The organism is Legionella rowbothamii (assembly GCF_900639985.1).
Lineage (GTDB): Bacteria > Pseudomonadota > Gammaproteobacteria > Legionellales > Legionellaceae > Legionella > Legionella rowbothamii.
This window is the reverse complement of the sequence record NZ_CAAAIM010000001.1, coordinates 476,497-500,997: the sequence shown is the minus strand read 5'-3', so window position 1 is coordinate 500,997 and position 24,501 is coordinate 476,497. Positions and strand designations below refer to the sequence as shown.

Sequence of the window (24,501 nt, the reverse complement as noted above, 5' to 3'; positions counted from 1 at the left end):
AAGGATTTATCCGGAGGCTGCGGTTCCGTAAAGTCCCAGCAGGAAAAGTTGTGCTGGGCTTTACAGCCCAGCCTTCGTCTTTCAATGCTTTTTAGCAAAAAACCACGGAATTAGGACGAATAAAATCAAACCACCCACTAAGAACGATTCAAATAGGAACACGTCACCGATTGGAATTTGTGAGGGGGGAGCAAAGCCCACTAGCATTGCGCTGAGGCAACACAAAATACCTAATCCCGAAATAAACCACATCGCTTTATTTCCACCAGGTATTTTATATCCACGTGGCTGATCTGGTCTTGAATATCTAAGTTTAATCGCGGCCGCGAACATAATGACATAAACCAATAAAGCCATTTGGGCGCTTAAATCACTCAACATCCAATAGGCTGCATTAATTGAATTTAATAAAATAAAGACGGTACTCAAGATGGTAACAATGATTGCTTGTGTAAATAGAATGGTAGTCGGTGCACCATATTTATTGGTTCGGGCAAATCGTTCAGGCAAAGAACCATCGCGCGCGGAAACAAGCAAACCCTTCGTTGGGCCAATGATCCAGGCAGAAACACCACTTAAACCGCCAAGAATGATTAACACGGCAATTACTGAGGTCATCCAAGGCATGTGATAGGACTTAAAGAAAACGGCATAAGCATCAATTAGGCCTGATACAACACTTAGGCTATCATTAGGAACTACGACCACAATAGCTAATGAACCTAATGAAAGGGTAGATATAATTAAAATGGTTGAATATAACAAAGCCCTGGGATAATCGCGTTGCGGATTTTTTACTTCTTCGGCATGCACGGCGGACATTTCCATCCCAATTAGGCCAAATAAAACAGCAGCAAATAAGGAAAGATTACCCAATGACTCAAAATTAGGGAACCATGACGAAGGATAGTCGACTGCCATTGGTTTGCCTTGCAGCGCCCACATGAGAGCCAATCCAATAATCACCAACATGGGAAGGACTGTGCCTAGAGTTGCGCCGATAATACTCACAATACTTGATACTTTCATACCAAAGCAATTTAAGAAGGTGAATAACCAGAAGAGCCCAACTACGGTGCCCAATAAATAAAACTTATTGTTTGCAAGCTCAGGGGCAATTAAATAAGACAGAGTAGCAGCAATAAAGGCAAGTATGGTGGGATACCAAACAACGTTGTAGATCCACTGTAACCAAATCGTAATAAACCCCGCTCGTTTACCAAAAGCCTCTCTCACCCAAACATATAATCCGCCAGTATTGGGATAGGCGGTGGCTAGCTCCGCTGCTACAAGAGCAACTGGAATAAAAAAGGCAAATGCAGCGATCACATAATAGGAAACTAAGGATAAACCTAGTTTGGCACTAATCGGTAAGGTACGTAAGCTATCAACAGCAATTACGTTAATCATTACCAAGGAAAAAACGCTCAAAACCTTTTTTGGTTGACTCATGATTAATCCTTAACGTACAAATAAATCATTAGGTTGCTTGGGTACAAAGCTATTTTAATTAAGGATTAAGAAAGCAAAAAATTCTCCACGCACCTATCTGAATTCATAGTAAATAAGCAGTCGCGCAGTATAACAGCGGGGGGTAGCTAAGACAATAAGCGGCGGGGAAAAACATAGGGTCATATTGAAAAAAGATATTACAAGTGGGCAGCTTGGTTTAAGTAGGAATACCTGGTTGCAAGCAACCAGGTTATAGGAAATAATATTTTGAAAAATTAAATTGGTGTAGCCTGGTTGCTTGCAACCAGGTTTTCCTTTACGCGATGTTTCTTAATACGTACTGCAGAATTCCACCATTTTTGTAGTATTCCAATTCGTCAGCAGTATCAATACGGCACAATGCTTGAATTTGTTCGCTCTTACCATTAGCTCGCTCTATAGTCACATTAACCATAGCGCCGGGAGTTAATGAATCAGAAGCATCAATACTGATGCGCTCATCGCCTGTTAACTCAAGCGTTTTACGTGTCATATCTTGAATAAACTGCAAAGGTAATACGCCCATACCAATTAAGTTAGAACGGTGAATACGCTCGAAACTTTCAGTAATTACCGCTTTAACACCAAGTAAGTTCGTACCTTTCGCAGCCCAGTCTCTTGACGAGCCAGTACCGTACTCCTTACCCGCAATGACAACTAAGTCGTGATGACCTTTTTGATAGAGCATCGCTGCATCATAGATTGGCATTACATCGCCAGTAGGAATATAACGAGTGATACCACCTTCCTGACCTGGAGTCATTTCATTACGAATACGAATATTCGCAAAAGTTCCTCGCATCATCACTTCATGGTTACCACGACGTGAACCATAGGAGTTGAACTCTTTCTCACTAACCCCTTTAGATTTTAAGTATAAGCCCGCAGGTGAGTTGGCTTTAATTGAACCCGCAGGAGAAATATGGTCTGTAGTAATGGAGTCGCCAAAAAGAGCAAGGACATAAGCTTGTTTAATTGGCTTAATTGGATCTGGAGTAGCTTTTAAGTTATCGAAGAATGGAGGATGTTGAATGTAGGTTGAGTCTGCGTCCCATTCGTAAGTTTTGCCCGTGCTGGTCTTGATTGCCTGCCAGTGTGCATCACCTTGGAATACTTCCGCATATTCTTTACGGAACATGCCACCAGTAACTTTAGAAACTTCCGTAGCAATTTCTGCATTTGTTGGCCATATGTCTTTAAGGAATACATCATTACCTTCATTATCCTTGCCAATTGGCTCTTGGGCTAAGTCAATGCAAGTAGTACCGCAAAGCGCATAAGCAACAACTAATGGAGGTGACGCTAGCCAGTTTGTTCTTACTTGCGGATGCACACGCCCTTCGAAGTTACGGTTTCCAGATAATACAGAGGCAACAACTAAATCATTATCGCTGATTGAATGGGAAATCGCATCAGGAAGAGGGCCTGAGTTACCGATACACGTAGTACAACCATAACCAACCAAGTTAAAACCTAATTGATCCAGATAAGATTGTAAACCCGCATGTTTCAGGTAATCGGTAACCACTTTAGAGCCAGGGGCTAATGATGATTTAACCCATGGTTTACGCTGTAAGCCTTTTTCAATCGCTTTTTTAGCAACAAGACCTGCAGCCATAAGCACACTTGGGTTTGATGTATTGGTACAGCTGGTAATTGCAGCAATAACTACATTACCATGTTTCATTTCAAAGTCATGACCTTTTACTGGGAATACTTTGTCTTTTTCTTGCTCTTTACCTGCTTCTTTTAAGAAAGCAGCAAATTCAACCGGTAATGTATGTAGATTTACTTTATCTTGGGGGCGTTTTGGACCCGCTAAAGAAGGTTCAATAGAGGCTAAATCCAATTCTAAAGTATCAGTAAATACTGGATCTTCACTGTCTTTGTCGTACCACATACCTTGAGCTTTGGCATAGGCCTCAACCAGCGCAATTGTATGGGCGTCACGACCTGTTAACTCAAGATAACGAATGGTTTCTTTATCCACTGGGAAGAAGCCACAGGTAGCGCCATATTCTGGAGCCATGTTAGAAATAGTTGCGCGATCAGCAAGTGGTAAATCACTTAAGCCCGGGCCGTAGAATTCAACAAATTTGCCCACAACGCCTTTCTTTCTTAACATTTGAGTTACTGTGAGTACTAAGTCGGTGGCGGTGATTCCTTCTTGCATCTTGCCATGTAACTTGAAGCCAATAACTTCTGGAATGAGCATAGATACAGGCTGGCCTAACATCGCAGCTTCTGCTTCAATACCACCAACACCCCAGCCTAAAACACCCAAGCCATTAATCATTGTTGTGTGAGAGTCAGTACCTACCAAGGTATCAGGATAGGCGTATAATTGGCCATCATCACTGCTGCTCCATACGGTCTTGCCTAAATATTCTAGGTTTACCTGATGACAAATACCTGTTCCAGGAGGAACAACTTGGAAGTTGTTGAATGCTTTTTGCCCCCAACGTAAAAACTCATAACGCTCGTTGTTACGTTCCATTTCAATTTCGGTATTAATGGTTAAGGAATCACTCGTACCAAATTTATCAACCATAACTGAATGGTCAATGACCAAATCAACTGGAGATAAAGGAGAAATCTTGTCTGGATTACCCCCCATTTTAACAATCGCTGCACGCATGGCAGCTAAGTCAACAACAGCTGGAACCCCTGTAAAGTCTTGCATCAGTACGCGAGCTGGTCGGAAGGCAATTTCATGCTGTGATGTTTTTTTGTCTAACCATGCAGCAATCGCTTCAATGTCTTTGGTGGTTACAGTGTTGTTGTCTTCAAAACGTAATAGGTTTTCGAGAAGTACTTTAAGAGAGTAGGGAAGGCGGCTAACCCCTTTTAAATTTTTATTTTCAGCCTCTTTTAAGCTGTAGTAGTTATAGGTCTTTCCATCTACGTGCAATTGACACTTGGTGGATAGACTGTCGTGGCCAACTTTCATAAAAAAACTCCTGGAATTAAAAGTTGAATCATAGCTCAAATTTTAGAATTTTTCATGGGGCTGATTCATGAAAACACAGAAAATGTGAGCTTTAAAAGCCGCGAAGTAAGTTTTGTTTGGGTTACAGTTTTTCTATAACCCAAGATGTGTTCTTTTTATACTGCCATGCGTTGATGTTTGTGCTCGGCTTGCAGAGTGTCTTCGTTATTCAGCTGATCCTGTAATATACTTATTCCTGTGTCAAAAATAAGCGACTCTTCAATTTTTTTCTGGGTTGTATCAAGCATTTCAGGTACGCATAAAGCAAACAAGCTAGGCGCTAAAATAGTAATGCCTATCGGAAGCATAATTGCAGAGATTAATGGGCTAAATACAAGAGCAGCAAATGATGCCATGATCAATGAGGCACCTACTGTTGTACCTGCAATCGAACCGTAATATTTCACGGGACTGGGTGTATGGTACTCATCTACGCCAACAGGAAAATAGATCTGATTAAAATAACTATTTGTATAATACTGGGCTTTAGCGGGGTTGTTTAAACAAGCATGGAGCGTTTTGGCAAATCGATAGTATTGCCATAAAACGTCAGTTTTATCGGATTTTGATAAGTTATTTCTTGAATCAAGTGCGAGGGTAAAATCACTGATTCTTTGGTCTAACATCAGAAAGAAGGCGTTATCATCTTCCATGGCATTCTGAGGGAGCAGCTGTTTCGCATCGCTGATTTTTTGCTCAACCTGTTTGCGAGTTGGAGTGGGACTAAATAAGGGATGAGTCATCGGTAGTTCCTCCTATCTTTTTGATAAAAAAAGAGTATCATCTCTGTTAAAATGCGAATAGATCTCTTTACAAAGTTTTACGCTCAAGTAATATTTATTAACGTGGTCTTAATTGTCTTTGCAGTTCGTTTGCAGTGAATAGGGATATCGCTACAATGGTTTGTAGTAAACGAAGGAGTGTTGGATGCTGGAGTTAAATAACATAGCTTTAAGTTCATTATTTATGCTTAATAGCCAAGAGAGTATTGAACCGGAACAGATAACTACAACTCAAAAAAATGGGTTACAAGACGATGATTCAGTTGAGCCTAGCACTTTTCTGTTTTTATTAGCGCAAGTTACTCCAGAGTTTGTTGCAGAAACTCCAAAAGACTCCGCAACGTCACATTCGGTCAGTTTTATTGAATCAGAGGCTACACAAAGCCCGTCTACTCAAGATCTTAGCCCTGAGGCGTTGAACAAAGAGTTTGGTAATAATTTAGAAGATAATATTGCTGTGACCTGGATTAATTCTGAGTATTATCAAGTAGAGCACAATTCTAGCGCCGCTATCTCAGTAATGGAAGCAGAGCGCATAGCCCAGGCTACAGAATTTTCCAAGAATCTTATTCCTGAGTCTCAAGTAACTCAAACGGAAACGCATTCTACGACGGAAATACCCACCACTTTATTTACATTGGAGCCACTAGACACTAGCCATGGGCAAGGGACCAATGAGCAAGTGCAATTAAGTGTGCTTAATTTAGAACCTGAATTAGCCCAAATCGGCATCGATAAAGAAGGTTTGAAAGAGTTTGAGATAAATAAACCAGAGGTTACAAGTAAGGGTTTAGTTGTTGATGGCCAATCAACAGACCGTGGTATATCAGCAAATGATGCGTGGCCTATAATGTCAGCGAATTCTAAAAATCAAAGTGATTTATCTTCCAAAGAAGAAGATATTAATTATTTTGAATCGTTGGATTTTGATATTGAAAATTTACCTCAATCCAAAACGAAACAAGCAATTTCTGAGTTTACTTTATCCGGGACTGAGGTTAATTCACCAGAACATTCAGGGGCTGTGGATCGCTCTTTAGCAAGCCATGTGGTTAGTAATTTGGAACTTAATTCGGTTGTCAGCTCGAAACAGGTAGAACCCAGTACTTCCCTGTCAACTGCTCTTTCTATTCCATTGGATGTTGATGATCCACAATGGTCAAAGCAATTTTCTGAGCATGTAATGTGGTTGGGGCAGCAAGGAGTTAAAAACGCGACCATTAGATTACATCCCGAAGAGCTAGGGCCTTTGGAGATAAGTATTAAAGTGGTTAATGATTCAGCATCGGTAAATATAATCAGCCACAGCCAGCAAGCTCGAGATGTTATTGATCAGTCTGTTTCCCGATTACATATGATGATGGCAGAACAGGGGCTTAATTTGACTGAATTTAATGTGGGTTCTGATGAAGGAGCAAGTCAGTTTGCCCAACAGCGCGAAGGCTCATCTCAAGAAGAGGCTGGTTATTTGAGCGAGACAGAGGATGAAGTAGTGTTCACGCCAGTAAAGAATAAGACTAAGCAACAGGGTGTCATTGATTATTTTGCTTAGAATGGATGCTGGGCTTTCCGCCCAGCCTACTTGTGAACACGTATGATTTAGCTATTATCTGCGACATGTACGGTTGCATCGTATAACACGTCCAGTCCAACGGTCTACTAAGCAATTTTGACGACAACCATGACCGACGTATCTCCAACCTGTCCAGCGAACACTTCTGTGGTGGTGTTGAACACGGGGGCCAACATAAACACGAGGCCCAACGTAAACAGGGGCATTGGTGTGGTAGCCTACAAAATAAGCAAGTTGTTGTCCGGCTACGGGTGATGTAGGTAAGGATTCGGCCTTAGCCGTGTTGTATAGCGCCCCGCCAATTAAGAGTACAAAAGAAAAAAGAAGTATTGATAAAGCTTTACTGTTTTTAGTTTTTGCTCGTTCCATGATTGAGGTCCTTTTTTGTTATTCAATGAAATTATAGACTATAAAATGAAGTGATTAATTTTTCCACAGGTGATTTTAATAATGAATAAAAAAACAATATTAATAACAGGTTGCTCAAGTGGTATTGGATTAGATGCAGTACAAGCGTTACAGAAAAGAGGATATCACGTAATTGCTTCATGTAGGAAAAAAGAAGATCAACAACACCTTATTGTTTTAGGTTTAGAGACGGTTCTTTTAGATGTAAATGACTCAGATTCAATCAAAACCGCTTTTGCTGAAGTGCTCACAAAAACAGGTGGTCGATTAGATGTTTTAATTAATAATGCAGGTTATGGACAGGTAGGCGCGTTGGAAGATATATCCCGTGAGACATTACGCCAGCAATTTGAGACGAATGTTTTTGGTTTGATGGAGCTTAGTGCCTTAGCAATACCCGTAATGCGCCAACAGGGACAGGGGCGGATAATTAATATTAGCTCCATCCTTGGTATTATAAGTATGCCATTTCGTGGGGCATATAATGCGTCCAAGTATGCTGTAGAGGGGATAAGTGATACTTTGAGATTGGAGCTTAAATCGTCGGGAATCAACGTAATTACCATAGAACCAGGGCCTATAGAGAGTCGTTTTCGCGATAATTGTGTTGAGAGTACACTTACAACGCTGCACCTAGACAAGAGCCATTTTAATACACAATATACCAAACTTATTGAAAGCCACAAACAAAAGGGTTCTAACTCATTTTTTACCAAAACACCCGCGGCAGTGATTGATAAGTTGATTCATGCAATTGAGTCTAAAAGACCTCGTGCAAAATACCCTGTTACGTTTCCTGCACATTTTATGATTTTTTTAAAACGGATATTAAGTACAAAAATGTTGGATAGATTTTTGTTACGCGCATTTAAAAGAGAAGTATCCTAGATATCACCAGAATCTAATTTTTATACAAAAGAGAAGAAAACTCCCAAATTCTTTGCTAATATCAGTTTTGAGTTAAAACCCATTAACCATCAAGGAAAGTTATCCTATGAAAAAAACAACAATGGCTGTAGCTGCCTTGTTAACAGTGTTAGCTGTACCTGTGCTTTCTGTTGCTTATGCTGATGAGGCTACTACTCCAGCAGCTAGCTGCAAAACTTGTAAAGGCTGTGCAGGTAAACACGATTGCAAAGGCTGCACCGGTTGCAAAGGCGATGCTGGTTGTAAAGGCTGCAAAGGCTGTGCTGGTGAGAATCATTAATTCTTAGTTCTCAAGAGGTAGTTTCCTACCTCTTTTCTTTATTCACAGATTGGCTTATATCGGTTGAGTGTAACTTAAGCCTATTTCTCAAGCAGTACATTTTGTAGGTCTAAATGCAAATCGCATAAGGACTTGTGTTATTTGCTTATTTATTAGTCTTTAGGTTACAATAATAACCACCATGAATTTCTTTTGGTCTTCAATTGCATTTTGATCTTGTAAATTTATTTAATCAATTAGGCTATGCGGAAACAGCTGGGCTTTGCCATGGTTTGGCAGTTCGTTGGATTGAAGCCAGCCTGCTTAATGAAGAACAATTATTTTTAGCACGCTTGGATGCAATTCTTGCACGAGGCGTGAATCTTAAAAAAGATTTTGCTTTGGCAAAAGCCAAAAAAGGAAAGAATTTAACCGCAGAAGATTTCGTATGTTTTGATTTTATGGGATTTTTTGATAGCCTTGCTGTTTTTCAAGAACCTGGGGCGTATTCACTATTCAGTGGTCAAAGAATGGATCAAGGAAATGTTGATTTGTTTTCATCATCAGCTTCTTCAAATAAAATACGCGAGCTTGGCGGGTTAGCCACAGTATACTCATCATCTAATCATTACCATCAGGAAGAAATAAAAAATTATTTTGATGGCTTAACTAATATAATTGATGCTTTAGACATTCCTTCTGATGAAACTCTTGGTTTCTTATTATCGAGCGTAGACCATAGTATTGCTTTATCTTACACAAAGAGTAGAGGATGGTTCTTTATGGACAGTAATCAATATCCTCCTAAATCGGTAAGCACTGCTGAATTACCACAATTGATTACCCAGGCTTTTTTCTTGACAATAGATGAAAATTATTTGGCATTTACTACTCGCGGTATAACTACTCAAAATAATCCTAAGTTAACAACGTTGAGAGATACATTTAATCAATTGGAACAAAGGTATTTATTAACTGAAGAACGAATAGAGGGTAGCTTGCGCTTATCAAGTTTGGCTCAACTTTTGGTGGCTAATAATGAGCTTCCAAAATTAAAGCAGTTAATGAGCTTTAACGCAGATATACGACGGCAACTCATGGATAATAGCGCAATACTTGCATTGACTGCTGCTCAATGTGGGCATGTAGATGTTCTTGCGGAACTAGCTAAGTGTGGTGTTGATCTGGATCAGCCAGCATTGAGTGAGGTGAAACCAATATATCTTGCCGTCCGATACGGGCATGCAGCAGTTGTTGCTGAGCTAGCTAAACATGGTGTTGATCTGGACCAGTTATTATTTGGTGATGTAGCTCCAATATATTTTGCCGTTCGATATGGGCATGCAGAAGTTGTTGCTGAACTAGCTAAACATGGTGTTAATTTGAACCAGTTATTATCTGATGAAGCAACTCCGTTATATATTGCAGCTGAATATGGACACGAAGCTATAGTTATGGACCTAATCAGTCGCAATGTTGATGTAGATAGACCATCAGCAGAAGGAGCAACTCCTATTTTTATTGCTGCACAACTAGGGCATCGTCCGGTGGTGGAATTGCTGCTAAAACAAAAAGCCAATTTGAATCTGCATTTAGTTAAATCCGTAAAGGAGCTGATCTATTTTTCAGTCTGCATGAAGGACGAGCAAGTCATAAAAAGAATGAATGACTTTGTCATACAGCAAGTACTTAAAGAGACCACCGAAAATAAGGATGTATGGCTTAATACATTCTTTAGATGCGTAATGAATTCTTTTAACGAAATGCCAGAGGGCAGCTCTACTTGGTTTTTTAATCTATTTAGACCGATGGCAAATTTTATGTTCTATTGTGTGTATAGGACTACTTCTATTCAAGTATCTCCCTGCGATATTGCTCTCATCATGGGGCATAGTGATGTTGCTAACTTACTGTGTCCTCCTCAGCCACAGATAAACGTATCATCGCATAGAGAGTCATTTTTTTCCTCTTTTACCTCTCCTCAAAATGCTTCTGAGCCCATTGTAATGAAAGAACGAACTGAATTTTTTAATGAAGAGATTCAGCAACATCCCCCCATCAGCGCATCTTGATGCTCCGAGTCAATCGAACTAATTAATCTGTACTATACTTTACATGCAAACGACAATAAGCGGAGCTATTGTATGTCCCCCCACGGCAAAAATGTATATAAGCAAGACGAAATTGAAGCCATCAATCATTATTACATGGAGATTATCAACGCAATGCCTAACATTGTTTATTGGGTTGATACGGAGTGTAATTTGAAGGGGTGCAATAGTAATTTTCGCGATTTATTAGGTTTGAAAAAACTAAAGGATTTTAATGGTACTCCTTATCAAAAAATGATTGAATTTGCTCATTGGGATAAGGCACGGATTGACGCTTTAAAATTAGAAGATATGAAGGTGCTTTTTTCCGGAGAGTCACAGCATCATATAGAAGAAGAACCAATTCAGAATCAAAATGGCAAAGTATTTTATTTTCATTCGTCACGAGTGCCTATTTTTGATTTGCAAAAAGAGGTCATTGGTTTAGTTGTGGTTTTAACCGATGTGAGCATGAATAAAGCACTTGCTGCATCAACATCAATTATTGAAGACACAGATCAAGAGGCACAAATTGCTATTAAAGAAGGGCACCTACCCACTGTACTGATGGTTGAGGATAATATAATTGCCCAAAATGTTGAAAAAGCATTGCTTACCTCCCTAAATTGTCATGTAGATATTGCTGAAACAGCTGATAATGCTCTTAAGTTATTCCAACCTGGAAAATATGACTTAGTCTTAATGGATATTGGTTTAGAAGATTCATCGGGCTATATTGTTGCGAAGCAATTAAGACAAAAAGAGAAAGACACGAAATTTCATGTGCCAATTATTGCTTTAACCGGTTATGAGGCTGATGTAGTTAAATACGATTGCCAGCATTATTTTATGGAAGGAGCAATTAGTAAACCCTTAACTAGTGAGCAAGCAGAACAAATTATCAAACATTATATTTATCATTTGGACGTTTCCGTTCGTGGTTTGAAGAGCATTTAGCATATGCTATGATGGTTTTATTTTAGTAATTGCTCAGAGCCAAAAATACGTCAACTAGTCCTGCATTTATTTAGAAAAATACTCTTGAATTATCGCGGCCTCTCAACAGCCTGGTGAAACTGGAGCGCTTAGGATGATGACGATTCAATAAGAGCTATTACCTCTTTTATAGTGAAATAATCCCTCATGAATGGAAATTCCGAACGTATATTATCTTTAGATGTGTTTCGCGGTTTAACTATGGCATTAATGGTTTTAGTGAATAGTCAGGGAACACATGATGCCTATCCTTTGCTCGACCATGCTGCCTGGAACGGTTGTACTTTCGCTGATTTAGTCTTTCCGTCTTTTTTATTCATTGTTGGGGTAACAACCGTCATTAGTTTAAAAAGACAAGTAGTAGCTAATGCTAAAGTATCTTCGGATGTTTATAAAACTATTTTTAAACGCAGTGCGTTGCTCTTTTTGTTTGGAGTCTTTTTAAATGCCTTTCCATTGCATTTTGATTTTGCAACCATTCGTATTTATGGAATTCTCCAACGTATCGCGCTTTGTTATTTTGTGTGTTCTGTTCTTTATTTAAATACGTCCGTTAGAACCCAGGCGGTGATTTTTGTGGCTATCCTTATCGGCTATTGGTATCTGATGGTTTTTGTTCCTGTGCCTGGAGGAATAGGGGCTCCCTTAAGTATAACGAATAATTGGGTGCTTTATATTGATCAAAAACTTTTATCCCCCCCACATTTTTATAAAAACTTCGATCCGGAGGGTTTATTAAGTACTATTCCCGCCATAGCGACTACTTTGGCAGGACTTTTGACTGGAAGCTTGTTGCTTACCTCATTCAGTAAACAAAAAAAATGCGCTTTAATGGTGTTGGCAGGATTAGTTTTTCTTTTATTAGGTTGGTTTTGGAGCTATAGCTTCCCTATAAATAAAAATTTGTGGACTAGTTCTTTTGTTTTATGGGTGGGGGGCGTTTCTCTTTGTGTCTTTGCCTTGTGTTTTTATGTAATTGATATTTTAGGATATAGCAAATGGGCTTTACCCTTTAAAATTTTTGGCATGAATGCGTTACTTATTTTTATTTTCCACGTTCTGTTACTTAAACTGCAAGCTATATTCAATGTCCCTATGCCCAATGGATCTTCGGATAATTTGCGCGTAGCAATTTCTGAGTATTTCTTTGGTGGCTTTAGCCAAGAAAATGCAGGGCTCCTGTATTCGTTAGCTTTTCTTTTTATAAATTTTCTTTTTGCTGCGTTTTTATATAGACGGAAAATGTTTTTTAAATTATAAGTGGGAAAATGTGACCTCATTAATGTGTGCTGAGGGGTAGGGAACATATTGTTCATCCCGCTTGACTTAGCTATAATTAAAGGTTGAATTTATTAAACTGAAGTTAATGGAGTTGTTTTAGATGCCAATTTATGAATACCAATGTACAAATTGTCATCATCATTTTGATTTAATGCAAAAAATCAGTGATGAGCCTGTCAAGCAATGTCCAGAGTGTGGAAAGGATACGGTAATTAAATTGATTTCTGCAGCGGGTTTCCAGTTAAAAGGAACAGGTTGGTATGCTACTGATTTCAAAAATAAAAGCAGTGCTCCGTCAACTACTTCTGCAAGTACAGAAACTACTTCTACAAAAGCTGGCTCAGATACTAAATCGACAAGCACGGATTAAGTAGTATTTCTGAATTTTTGGTAACGGTTCCAAATCTTAATAAAATTTAAATAGGCGGTTTTTATGCGTACACACTACTGTTTGGCAGTGGATGAATCTAGTTTAGGTAAAGAAGTTACTGTGTGTGGGTGGGTACATCACCGACGTGATCATGGAGGAGTAATATTTCTAGATATCCGCGATCGCACAGGCTTAGTACAGGTGGTATACGAGCCAGAAAATCAAGAGATTTTTGCAGTTGCAGAAAAGCTGCGTTCTGAGTTTGTTGTAGCCATTACCGGAATAGTACGCAATCGACCTGAAGGCATGATTAATGAAACTATGGCTACAGGACGAGTTGAAGTTTTAGGCACCAAACTGGAAATTTTAAACCAATCGCCTACGCCACCATTCTTACCTGATGATTTTCAAACAGTAAATGAAGACTTACGCTACAAATACCGCTACATTGATTTGCGCCGCCCTTCAATGCAAGCAAAATTGCAGTTAAGACACCAGTTAAACACCTGTATGCGCAACTACCTAAATCAACAAGGTTTCCTAGATATCGAAACGCCCATGCTGACTAAAGCAACCCCAGAAGGCGCGCGTGACTATTTAGTTCCATCCAGAGTGCACCCAGGTGAGTTTTATGCATTACCACAATCACCTCAACTGTTTAAGCAGTTGCTGATGGTAGCAGGGTTTGATAAGTACTACCAAATTGTTCGTTGCTTCCGTGATGAAGATTTACGTGCAGACCGACAACCTGAATTTACCCAGCTTGATATCGAGATGTCCTTCATTGATGAAATGGACATTCAAAATTTAATTGAAGGTTTGCTAAAGCTCGTATTTAAAGAAATTCTTAACGTTGATTTACCTGAAAAGCTACCTAGAATGGCATATGCTGAGGCCATGCGACGTTTTGGTAGTGATAAGCCGGATATGCGTAACCCACTGGAGTTGGTGGATGTTGCTGATCTGGTTAAAGAATGCGGCTTTAAAGTATTTTCTAGTGCCGCCAATGATGAAGACTCTCGAGTTGTGGCATTAAAGCTTCCTAAAGGCAATGAGTTAAGTAGGAAAGAGCTGGATGATTACGGTAATTTTGTAGGTATTTACGGCGCGAAAGGCTTGGCTTACATCAAAGTCAACGATCGGAGTAAAGGCATGGAAGGCTTACAATCCCCAATTATTAAGTTCCTTTCTGAGGAGGTAGTTGATGGGATTCTTAATCGAGTGGAAGCTGAAACTGGAGACGTCGTATTCTTTGGTTCAGACAAAATTCATATCGTAAATGAAGCGATGGGCGCTTTACGTATTAAATTAGGACATGATAGAAAGCTACTTAGCAATAAGTGGGAGCTTTTATGGGTTGTTGATTGGCCAATGTTTGAAATGGATCATGAAAACAATAGGTTACAAGCGATGCATCATCCCTTTACTTCACCAAAAGAGTTGTCCCCGGAATCATTATGTGCAAATCCTACTCACACTTTAGCTAAAGCTTATGATATAGTAATAAACGGCTATGAAATTGGTGGTGGATCCATACGTATTCATCAGTCCGATTTACAGAAGGCTGTATTTAATTTACTTGGTATTAATGAACAAGAAGCTCAAGAGAAGTTTGGCTTTTTACTCGATGCCTTACAATATGGGGCACCGCCACATGGTGGTATCGCCTTAGGTATCGATCGTTTAGCTATGCTGCTTACGGATTCTACTTCAATTAGAGACGTAATTGCATTTCCTAAAACTCAAACGGCTTCCTGTCTTTTAACCAGTGCACCATCCCCCGCTAATAGTGCACAGCTTAATGAATTAGGAATTAGACTTGCTCCAACTAAATCGACAAAATAGTATGTTTCGTCATAACACCAGCGCTACCCGTTGGTGTTATGCTTTTTTTATATTTTTCTTTTCGCTATGTTATTCCAGCTATTCTTTAGCGAAACCTGTGCCTGCACCTAAAAAATCTACAGCGGTTGCGGTACCAGTGCAACGACCCGCGAACTTCATTGAATATTTAACTCAAGAAAAAAATCATCTTACGGCCGCAATTAAAGAGGGAAAACAGCACCTGCAACCTAAAGATGAAAAAGAATATCAAGCTAAGCTGGGACAGGTATCCTCGATACTCAAGATGACTGCAACCAAAATTGAGAATTTAAATGGATTTCTGGAACAACAAAATATAGAGCAAAATACTCTTAACCAGCGCTTAAAACATTTGCAACAATTACCTATTGTCAAAGAAGGGATTACGATAGAAGAGCGGGTGGCCAAGGTCGAAGCATTGCTGACAATTAATAAGCAAGCAACCCAACTAATTAATGATAATTTAGCACTTGCGAAAGAGTTTCATGAAGTACTTACAGAAGAAGGGAAACATTTACAGTTTTGGCATGCAAACTTTGTTTTAGAGCAAAAACTACTGCAAATTAAGGCCATCAAGGATAAATTAAATCAGGATTTAAATAAACTTTATCAAAGTGATCTAGCAAAGACCAATGGCAAAAAAGCAATTGCACTAAGTGCAAACGATGCTGATTATGAAACACGGTTGTTGGTTAATAACCAAAATATTGCGGCAATTCAATATGAGCTGAATGCTTTGAGTGCGCAGAAAACGGTGGTTCGAGCTGATATGATTTATCTTAAAAACCCGGATAGTAAAAATTTACAATTGGTCACTGATATTTATAAAGACGCCGTGAGTCAATATAATAAAATTGCCAAGTCGTTGCAGCAGATTAGTGTTTTTTTGAGTTCCGAAGCAGATGCAATTAAAACACCAGATCTTAAACAGAAAGTAAAAACATTGGTGAATACTTTAACGTTGCGTCTTAATGATATTGGATTCCAAAAACAGGAAGCCTTAAAAAAACAAGCAGATTATCAAGCTCAATTAAAACAATTAATTTCTTCCAGACAAACACTGGCTGAATACAACATTAACAGTTGGCCAATTATTGTTAAAAAAATTGCCGCCATTCCCAGTTTATTTTATAAATATATAAAAACCTTAAGTTTAAAAGTTTATGACAGTTATTTATGGTTAACTCCTTTAGCCCAGGCGATATTTTGGGGAGGGCTGGGGTTGATCGCAAGCTTGTTCTTTATGTTGAATCGCTTCTTAAAAATGTTGCGCAGTGATAAAGAGCGTTCACGTTTGGCGGGTTATCTTCTCGATGGGTTTTTAGTATTAGTACAAAGAAATATACCTTACCTTTGTCTCACGGCGATGCTCATGATGGTATTCTACGTGACGCATATTTCTTTTTCTAATTACCAACTTGTACTGAAACTTATCGCAGTATGGTTCACATTCCGTATTGCTATCTTAATCCCGCGATTGGCTTTATTGGAGACCCTGTCTGATTCTTCAGGTAAAGACGTTAAACTTTATTATCGGTTGAAGTGGCTTTTACTGTTTGGGGGATGGACAACCGCACTGATGACTATTGGCCATTTATTGCCTTTATCCTTATTGCTTCAGGACATCTTTAACCGTCTATTTATGTTGTTCCTCTTAGCGGTATCTGTAGTGGCTTGGAAAAGCCGAGAGGTAGTGCGCTATTTGATCCATCCATTATTAACAAATAAGAAACGTTACGTGCTTAACGCGATTTCTTTACTAATTATTTTGGTGCCTATTACTGTATTTTCGACTGCAGTAATTGGTTTGTCAGGCTTTATTAATCTGGCGTGGACAATGAGCCAATATCAGGCTAACGCTCTTACTGTGTTAGTCACTTACATTATCGCACGAGGTTTGCTTTTTGATGCGCTTGAGCTTTTTTCAGAATGGATGATTTCTTCGTTACGTAATGGGTGGTTATGGATAGAAGTCTTTTTAAAGCCGATTGATAGTATTTTGCGAATCGGTATGCTTTTTTTCAGCTTTAGTATGCTCTGTAACTTATTTGGCTGGAATTCTGATTCCTGGGTCATTGTCAGTTTGGAGCGTCTGGTGCAATCCTCTATTGTCAATGTGCCTGGAATTCACATTACCGTTGCCAGTACGCTTGCATTTTTAATTTTGCTAGCCATTTTCTTTTGGGCTGCAAAATGGACGCGGGAGTTTTGTTACCGTTGGTTATTTAAAAATACTAAAGATGTAGGTATCCGCAATAGTCTTTCTGTCTTTAGTCAATACTCTGTGGTACTCATTGGCGGTTTTGTTACTTTGCACGTTTGGGGTTTTGATTTTAGCGGAATGTCCATGATTATTGGTGGACTTGCTGTCGGTATGGGTTTTGGTTTGCGCGACTTTGCCAGTAATATCGTGGGCGGACTTATGCTATTGATTGAGCGACCTGTGCGTGAAGGGGATTTAATTACTATTGGTGAGTATGAAGGCCAGGTAAAACATATCGGTATCCGCTGCATGCGTGTTTCGTCTTGGGATAATATGGAAATATTAATTCCTAATGCAGAAACATTTAACAAGCCATTTACTAACTGGACTCACCAAGATGGTATTGTGCGCTCAGTTGTTCCCATCAAGGTAAGCCGGGCCGATGATCCTGTAATGATTCAACAATTAATTCTTGATGTACTAGCAATTATTCCTGAAATTGTACCGGACCCTCCGGCACAAGTATTTCTTAAAAAAATTGATGAGGCACTTATTGAGTTTGAAGCCCGCTATTATGTTAATGTCCAATTACACTCACGCTTTGAAGTGCGCTCGAACGTACTTTTTGCGATAACGGCTCAATTTAAAGCGGCAAATGTTAGGCCCCCAGTTGAACCACTTGCCATTGAAATTAAAGAAGGATATGGACAACTTGTTGCAAAGGATTAGCCCCCCAACAACTGAAGCGGAGCTAATCCAACGTTGCGCTAATCTCGTAGGTTTAAGCTTTGCACAGTTGAGTTTAAGCTTGGGCTTAGCTATTCCCGAAAATCCGGATCAACGCAAAGGTTGGATAGGACAAGTGATTGAGCTCGCTTTAGGAGCAAATGCATTTAATCAGTCTTTGCCTGACTTTCAAGAGTTAGGTGTCGAACTTAAGACTTTACCTATAGCCGTATCTGGAAAACCTACAGAATCTACCTTTATTACCTCAATTCCTTTATTGACCATCCATCAGCAAGAATGGAAAACATCGCAATGCTATGCCAAATTAAAACGCGTGCTCTGGATCCCTGTTGAGGGGGATACCGATATTCCGTACTCACAAAGACGAATTGGTCAGGGATTCCTATGGTCACCAAGTGCTGAGGATGAGAGCGTCTTGGCTGCTGATTGGAATTATTTAACCCAACAAATCAGCACGGGGTATCTTGAAGCCCTGGATGCCCGTGTAGGTGAGTATCTGCAAGTGAGACCCAAAGGGGCTAGTGGTAAATCGCTCTGTTATGGATTTGATAGTGAGGGAAATAAGGTAAAAACACTACCTAGAGGATTTTATCTCCGAAGTCTATTCACAGAAAAGATACACTGCGTGCAAGACGAATTAGAGTAGTGATAGAGCGTACGACCTCGCATGTAATGACGGCAACTCAGATAAGCATCGATTTACAAAGGTTATGGTGACACCTCAAGTCTTGTTTTATAAGGGATGGACAGTGCTATCTGGATAAAACCCCTACATGATGCTGTCACGTTAACCCTAGCATAAATTTATTTTCTTAATTATTATTTAATTTTTATTTGTTATAATGCTGAATAAAGCTTGGCTACATAGGATTTTGATGTCTCAATTTAATGTCGTATTTTGGAGTGAAAACAGTTCAGGGCAATCCGCAGTTATTCAGGCCTTAGGAGCGAAAGAGTTTAAACCTGAACATAGCCCAACTATAGGGGTTAACTATTATTCTATGGAGCATAATTTTTCAGATGAGTTTCATCTTTGGGATATACCAGCTTCTCATGATGGCGCATTATCTTATCTTTATCGTGCACAGGTAGTTGTACTTTGCGTTGATTTAAGCCTCCCTTTGAATGAGACGGAAATTGCAATTAGAACACGATATATTCAACGACGCCTCATTGACATACCCATTGTTTTAGTTGGAACAAAGATAGATATGCTTTCTGAGGATGAAAAGGAACAACGTTTGCTAGAGTTTGATGAATTGGATTTATTAGAAGAATTGTTTATTAGGAAAATGATCACTTCTGCCAAAGACAATAATGGAATCGAGGAGTTGGGTATTGTTGTTACTGAGTTTGCGAAAAAGAAGCAACAATCATTCTGGCAGCGCTCTTCAAGAGTCTTATTTCGGGATTTGAATCAATTACCCGAAGAAAAGCTAACCGCTATAAAGTCAGAATTAGACATATTAGAAAGGCAATTTGTCCCTTTTGATATTCATGATGATTCTGTAAATAGTTTACAAATTAAGATGAATGCTATTCAAAACTTTAATAGCCGTTGCGAAGAGATTTTAGATGGGAAATATGCTCAACTAAAAAAAGCACTCATTTCTTTTTCCGCGGGTTTAGCGGTTGCGCTCCTTACCGCTGCAGTGGGTTTTGGTATTGGATTTTCCTTAGGTTTTTGGAGCGGCCCTGGTGCTTTATTTACTGGTGCTGCTACGGCTTATTTGTCGTTAAGCGCTACCGCGGGCATAACCACTGGAGCCTTTACAGCATATGGGCTGTTTAAGCCTTCGAAGGAACAGGTTGAATTAGAAAATTTTAGTGAACAATTAATTGCTCCAATTCAGCATTTATCTAACTCATAAAAAATATAGGCCTGCTTTCGAGCGCTCTTTCTCTCTCTTCATCAACATCGGTTTTTAGAACCCATGACGATGTTAGGGTTTGAAAGAGCAGGTATTACCTGTTTTGATACAACTTATTGTTTTACCTTAAGCATACTTCTGAATATTTTACATGGGCCACACCATTCACCCAAAAATCAACAAATAATGGAATATCATTGTCTCTTGAGTCTTTAATCCGAACGGCATTTAAAATTGCTTGAGAACACGCTCCTGATTTTTATCCAGGATATTATGAACGGCAAGCGGCAATCAACCAATAGATTTTGTTAGGGCACATTGTTAACAAAGCATGAGCTAATTTAGACTCCGTTTTTGCAACGGAGTCTAAATTATTGCGAGTTATCTATACAATCAATTAATTATTGATGGAAATAATGAAGCAATTCTTTTTTGTGGCAAATCCAGAATCAATACGTTATTTTCAATGCACTTTTTCTGCTCTTTAAATAAGCCATATGAGGTTAGAGCAGCACCTACCCCAAAAGTCGCACTTGCTCCAACTACAGAAGCTGCTGCGGTCTTAGCTCCAACTAATGCTGTAATGAATGCACCAGGGCCTGTCCATGCCCCTAATGCCAAACCAATAGCAAAACCAAGCATCGCAGTGAGCGTGGTTACCACTGCAGCGGCTACAACCGTTAATAAGGCATTCCACACCTCTGAATAATTACCCCTTAAAATAGACTGGCATTTTTTTTGAAACAATTTTATTGCCTCTTGTTTGAGTTCGTTGTTAGCATTTTCAACAACATTGGTAGGAAATACAATCTGTTCTAGCAGATTAAGCTCCTGCGTTATTGCATCATACTCCTTGTTAGGCAATTGGCTCATTTTCGCTAATAGATTACTAATTTCATCATCCCACCGTTTTTTTAGTGGTGGAATGCCGCAGGCATCAGTAATAGCCTGAAGAAGCACATCAATATCAAGCCCATCTTTTGCTGAAGTAATAAAGATTTTTTTATCTAAATTCAATTGCCGAAATTCTTGAATACGCGCTTGAGGATGATCCGATTGGGTTCCTACTAAAAACAATGTGGCGTAAGGATTATCAATAGAAAATTCTTCAATTTTTTTCAGAATTTGGTCTTGATTAATTTCTTGCGTTAAATTAATACACAATAATGCGACATTAGCTTTAGCAGCATAGCTCAGAATATCGACATCTCGACAAAATCGCGCAGCGCCACTTAACTCCCAGATATGCAATTCGTGATCATTAGCAATATATTTGACACCATAGCTAGTCCCTAAAGTAGTTTGATGCACAGCATTAAATCTATATTTCTGACTATAAACCAGGCGTCTAAATAGTTCCGATTTGCCTGCGCATTCTGCTCCCATTAAAACAACCTTATATTGCTTCACATAAATTCCTTCTTAAGTTATCAGTAAGTAAATGCATCAAATAAAAATAGATAAGAACCAATTACATGGTTTTATCTGTAAAGGATTACCTCGTAGGATGGGATATATTAAGGGATCAGCGCTGATTTACATAGTTTATCATATAAAAATTAAAAAAGTCCCTGTCGTCTATTAAAGGATTCTCGTATTTTTAAAACTGTTACAGTAGAGTTGGCTATAAGATTATGGACTTTGACCTTGAGAAACAACGTGTTTTGTTTAAAATCATAGAAGATCGCTTATTTTTTTATAAAAAACTTAAATAGTTACAATTAATTCGTTGATAATTTGCAACCAGGACTACAAGTTCGTGCACACAGCAATATTAGCTGTTTCAGGGATCTGGCAGCAATCGATCAATATCTATTACAGCAATATGCAAATGCTAAAAAATCGCTAACACTATGGTTGTACAACATCAAGCAGCATTAAATAATAGTGTTAACTATTATGTTAATAGCTATGGCACATCTCAGCTTCGCCCCCCTTATCCAATTCCAAAGATTTATTGACCCAGTACACACTAGGGACAGTAGTACGAAAGTATTTACCAGCCGACCATAATAAAATAGGTAAAGGTTTGAGTAGCCTCTTTTTGGCGAGCTACTCAAACCTTAGACTTATTAAGCCATCTTCTGGTGAGACAAGCTGGAAGTAATCACTTCAGGAATTATTCCTTTGACATATTCCATAGGTTGTTGAATTTTTGCCTTCAATAAATCTCGACAATAGGGGCTGGTGGCAAAATAACGTAGAGATTGTTCAAAGCCCGCTAAAGCGTTAATGGATAGGGCTTCGGTTTCTACCTGAATTTGCAGTGGTTTGAGTTTATCCGAAACTTCAGGAGCAGAGGCGAAGAATCGACCATAGAGACTTTGCCCCACAGCAAATACTGCACTAAAGCCCGTTTTTACTTCTTCTTCTGCAGTAACTTTAGGCCAAGCTAGCATAAACTGAAGAGAACATAGAGGGGTCAATAAGGTAATTAATCGTTGAACTTCTGGGGTATTTAACTTTTCTGTATTATTGGTTTTCCCATCATAAATGTCTTTGCCATCCTTTAGTGCCCAGTTGTAGATTTCTTTCATTTCTTGCAATTCGTTATAGAAATCAGTGGTACTAAATTTTTGGAGAATATATCCTGCTGCACCTAAATAAAGAAAAGCAGATAAGATGTAGTTGGCAAATTCCGGCAGAGGCAATAGCATTCTGACCGTGGTAAATATTCCCCAGGCCTGAAGCCCAGTATTCATACCTTGAAATAGATACATCTGATTCAGAGTAAACTCAAAATCATCAATGCGTTTTTTCAATGCCTCTAATTGCTCTTTATTGGATGGGTTAAATGGTTGGGACACAAATCGTTGTAAATTTGCTTCATGCTCTTCTCTTTCCCTTTTGATCTCTTCCATTCCCATAGCATTTACTTTGCCCATGATTGCACTCCTCCGTAAGATTTTTAAATTACCTACTCATCCTACCTGAAACGCTCAGAAAAAAGCCATCGATTTTTAATGATTAATAGCAAATTATTCTTGCAGTTTTCCATGATTAGCATCAAATTATAATCGCTGTACAATCCCACATATTATTTAAATTTATTCCATATGATTTTTATGACTTACTCTAAGATAATTACAGTAAACCCCTTGAAAATGGAGTCTGCTTTATTGGATTTTCAGTGTTTAGAGGTCTTGGCGGAATTTTTTAGGAATGTACCAACGGGAACTTTATTGAATAAGGAGTATTGTTACGAGTATAAATATCAAAATATTAAGTATCGACTTTGGTTCACCCATTCATTGTTAAAGCCGGATGAAATGGAAGAGCAATTTGCAATTTTTGATACAACTCAAGCCCCTCTAGGTAAGGGATTTTATGGGGCGGTATATCCCGTTTTGGGGACAATACAATTTAAAGCATCTCAGAGTTTTTTAAACCGTTATGCTAAGGAAGTTATCAAAATTGAAGATCATATGCACCATGAGCGAAAAGCATTAGTTGAGGCAGAGTATCAATTTTTAAAACGTGCAGGTTATCTTCAAGTGAAACCACCGGTTTTTGTTTTTGAAGATAACAGTAAAAAAAGTTATTTGCTTATGGATAAGGCAGAAGGCTGTACTTTAGAGACTCTGCTGTGGGATAAGGGGCGCCATGGTAGGCTCACGGTAAAAGAACGATTAGATATTACTTTGGCCATTTTGCATGCGGTAAAGTCCCAAGTCACGGATAAAGGAATCGTGCATCGTGATTTAAAACCATTAAATATGCTTATTGATATGAAAAAAAATCCTCCCATAGTTGCAATTATTGATTATGGACGTGCTATGTTCAGAGGAAAACAGGACGCGCGTATAGTGGGAACACCGGCATATCGCTCCCCCGAATCATTTATCACTCCTGTAAGATATTCCGAAAAGTCAGATGCTTATGCCGTAGGAAGAATATTGAGCTATGTATGGGGTGATTCTTATAAAAATTATTATCTAAACAATCGAAAATCTTGGTCTTGGCCTGAGACGAAGCAAATGACGAAGAATCATCATTTATTTACGTGCACTGGTGCTCATCTGTTTAAAAGTGATGAGGCGATTATTAGAACCTGTCTCAATGGACTATTACACGAGGATCCTGCTACTCGTTTTTCATTGGAGGAGGCGATAGAGTTATTTTCAACAGTTGCACGTCCAATGTATCAATTAGAAACAATCCAAACTTTTTCAAAAGCGAAGCTACATAATTATGAACATCGGCTTAAATTAATTAATAAATTGTTACATACTCTGGCTGAAAAGGAAGTGGATTTAGGGGAACGAGGTTTTATTGAAATTGCGAATAAGGTTAAAAAATTACATAAAAAACTTGCTGAATATACTAATAAATTTATGGAAAACCCGGATCCTATACTTCTTCCACAATACAGTAAGCGTTGTTTCGATACAATAAATAAGTACCGACCTTTCTTTCAAAAAAATCGCGATCTTCAATGGTTAATTAGTGAGATTGCAGCAGTGATTGGGCTCTTAGTAGTAGGGTATGGAGTTGCGGTAGGAGTTAATTATCTTTTTACGAAACGATGGGGATTATTTTCTCAGCCTCGAACAGATCGGATTACAGAAAATATTAAAAATAATATTCATGGTTTATTAGATTTGACAAATTGATGTAGGATTACTAATCTTGAGTTGTGCACTGCCGCATA

18 protein-coding genes are annotated in these 24,501 nt (G+C 38.8%); 12 read left to right on the top strand and 6 right to left on the bottom strand.

Annotation, left to right across the window (positions count from 1 at the left end; all coding sequences use genetic code 11):
* Positions 1–81: 81 nt before the first annotated feature.
* From E1P08_RS02050 to E1P08_RS02040, 3 genes are all read right to left on the bottom strand, one after another.
* Positions 82–1,452, bottom strand: coding sequence for an amino acid permease (locus tag E1P08_RS02050; RefSeq protein ID WP_133135351.1), 1,371 nt, complete (start codon positions 1,450–1,452; stop codon positions 82–84).
* Positions 1,453–1,768: 316 nt separating this feature from the next.
* A complete protein-coding gene (gene acnA / locus E1P08_RS02045) occupies positions 1,769–4,441 on the bottom strand; it encodes an aconitate hydratase AcnA (RefSeq protein WP_133135350.1) in 2,673 nt (890 codons plus the stop codon).
* Positions 4,442–4,596: 155 nt separating this feature from the next.
* Positions 4,597–5,223: a lpg1689 family Dot/Icm T4SS effector gene (locus E1P08_RS02040; protein WP_133135349.1), complete on the bottom strand. Its 627-nt coding sequence runs from the start codon at positions 5,221–5,223 to the stop codon at positions 4,597–4,599.
* Between the two features lie 184 nt (positions 5,224–5,407).
* Here E1P08_RS02040 and E1P08_RS02035 point away from each other — a divergent pair, with 184 nt between their 5' ends.
* Positions 5,408–6,814 (top strand): flagellar hook-length control protein FliK, encoded by a 1,407-nt coding sequence (locus E1P08_RS02035; protein WP_133135348.1) that lies wholly within the window; start codon positions 5,408–5,410, stop codon positions 6,812–6,814.
* Between the two features lie 54 nt (positions 6,815–6,868).
* Here the strand turns inward: E1P08_RS02035 and E1P08_RS02030 are convergent, their stop codons facing one another.
* Positions 6,869–7,204, bottom strand: coding sequence for a hypothetical protein (locus E1P08_RS02030; protein ID WP_133135347.1), 336 nt, complete (start codon positions 7,202–7,204; stop codon positions 6,869–6,871).
* Between the two features lie 81 nt (positions 7,205–7,285).
* On the opposite strand from E1P08_RS02030, the gene E1P08_RS02025 reads away from it, so the two are divergent.
* The 10 genes from E1P08_RS02025 to E1P08_RS01980 all read left to right on the top strand — a co-directional run bounded on the left by E1P08_RS02025 (position 7,286) and on the right by E1P08_RS01980 (position 19,850).
* A complete protein-coding gene (locus tag E1P08_RS02025; protein WP_133135346.1) occupies positions 7,286–8,131 on the top strand; it encodes an SDR family NAD(P)-dependent oxidoreductase in 846 nt (281 codons plus the stop codon).
* Between the two features lie 106 nt (positions 8,132–8,237).
* On the top strand, positions 8,238–8,450 hold the full coding sequence (locus E1P08_RS02020) for a hypothetical protein (RefSeq protein ID WP_133135345.1): 213 nt from the start codon (positions 8,238–8,240) through the stop codon (positions 8,448–8,450).
* Between the two features lie 203 nt (positions 8,451–8,653).
* Positions 8,654–10,501 (top strand): ankyrin repeat domain-containing protein, encoded by a 1,848-nt coding sequence (locus tag E1P08_RS02015; protein WP_133135344.1) that lies wholly within the window; start codon positions 8,654–8,656, stop codon positions 10,499–10,501.
* Positions 10,502–10,573: 72 nt separating this feature from the next.
* Positions 10,574–11,476, top strand: coding sequence for a response regulator (locus E1P08_RS02010; RefSeq protein WP_133135343.1), 903 nt, complete (start codon positions 10,574–10,576; stop codon positions 11,474–11,476).
* Positions 11,477–11,662: 186 nt separating this feature from the next.
* The gene (locus E1P08_RS02005; protein ID WP_133135342.1) at positions 11,663–12,775 is read left to right on the top strand and encodes an acyltransferase family protein; all 1,113 of its coding nucleotides are present in this window, start codon (positions 11,663–11,665) and stop codon (positions 12,773–12,775) included.
* Between the two features lie 121 nt (positions 12,776–12,896).
* A complete protein-coding gene (locus E1P08_RS02000; protein WP_133135341.1) occupies positions 12,897–13,166 on the top strand; it encodes an FmdB family zinc ribbon protein in 270 nt (89 codons plus the stop codon).
* A 63-nt stretch (positions 13,167–13,229) separates the two neighbouring features.
* Complete coding sequence (aspS, locus tag E1P08_RS01995) at positions 13,230–15,011, top strand: aspartate--tRNA ligase (protein WP_133135340.1); 1,782 nt, start codon at positions 13,230–13,232, stop codon at positions 15,009–15,011.
* Positions 14,986–17,961 (top strand): mechanosensitive ion channel domain-containing protein, encoded by a 2,976-nt coding sequence (locus E1P08_RS01990; RefSeq protein ID WP_242602344.1) that lies wholly within the window; start codon positions 14,986–14,988, stop codon positions 17,959–17,961. The genes aspS and E1P08_RS01990 overlap by 26 nt, the downstream gene beginning before the upstream one ends.
* Positions 17,936–18,625, top strand: coding sequence for a DNA mismatch repair endonuclease MutH (mutH, locus tag E1P08_RS01985; protein WP_133135339.1), 690 nt, complete (start codon positions 17,936–17,938; stop codon positions 18,623–18,625). The genes E1P08_RS01990 and mutH overlap by 26 nt, the downstream gene beginning before the upstream one ends.
* A 229-nt stretch (positions 18,626–18,854) precedes the next feature.
* Positions 18,855–19,850 carry a GTPase domain-containing protein gene (locus E1P08_RS01980; RefSeq protein ID WP_165485062.1) on the top strand — a complete coding sequence of 332 codons (996 nt, stop codon included), beginning with the start codon at positions 18,855–18,857 and terminating at the stop codon, positions 19,848–19,850.
* Positions 19,851–20,243: 393 nt separating this feature from the next.
* Here the strand turns inward: E1P08_RS01980 and E1P08_RS01975 are convergent, their stop codons facing one another.
* A complete protein-coding gene (locus E1P08_RS01975) occupies positions 20,244–21,260 on the bottom strand; it encodes a GTPase domain-containing protein (protein ID WP_133135337.1) in 1,017 nt (338 codons plus the stop codon).
* Between the two features lie 662 nt (positions 21,261–21,922).
* Complete coding sequence (locus E1P08_RS01970) at positions 21,923–22,735, bottom strand: hypothetical protein (protein WP_133135336.1); 813 nt, start codon at positions 22,733–22,735, stop codon at positions 21,923–21,925.
* A 180-nt stretch (positions 22,736–22,915) separates the two neighbouring features.
* Between E1P08_RS01970 and legK1 the strand changes: the two genes are divergently transcribed.
* The gene (legK1, locus tag E1P08_RS01965) at positions 22,916–24,463 is read left to right on the top strand and encodes a Dot/Icm T4SS effector kinase LegK1 (RefSeq protein WP_165485061.1); all 1,548 of its coding nucleotides are present in this window, start codon (positions 22,916–22,918) and stop codon (positions 24,461–24,463) included.
* Positions 24,464–24,501: the final 38 nt, after the last annotated feature.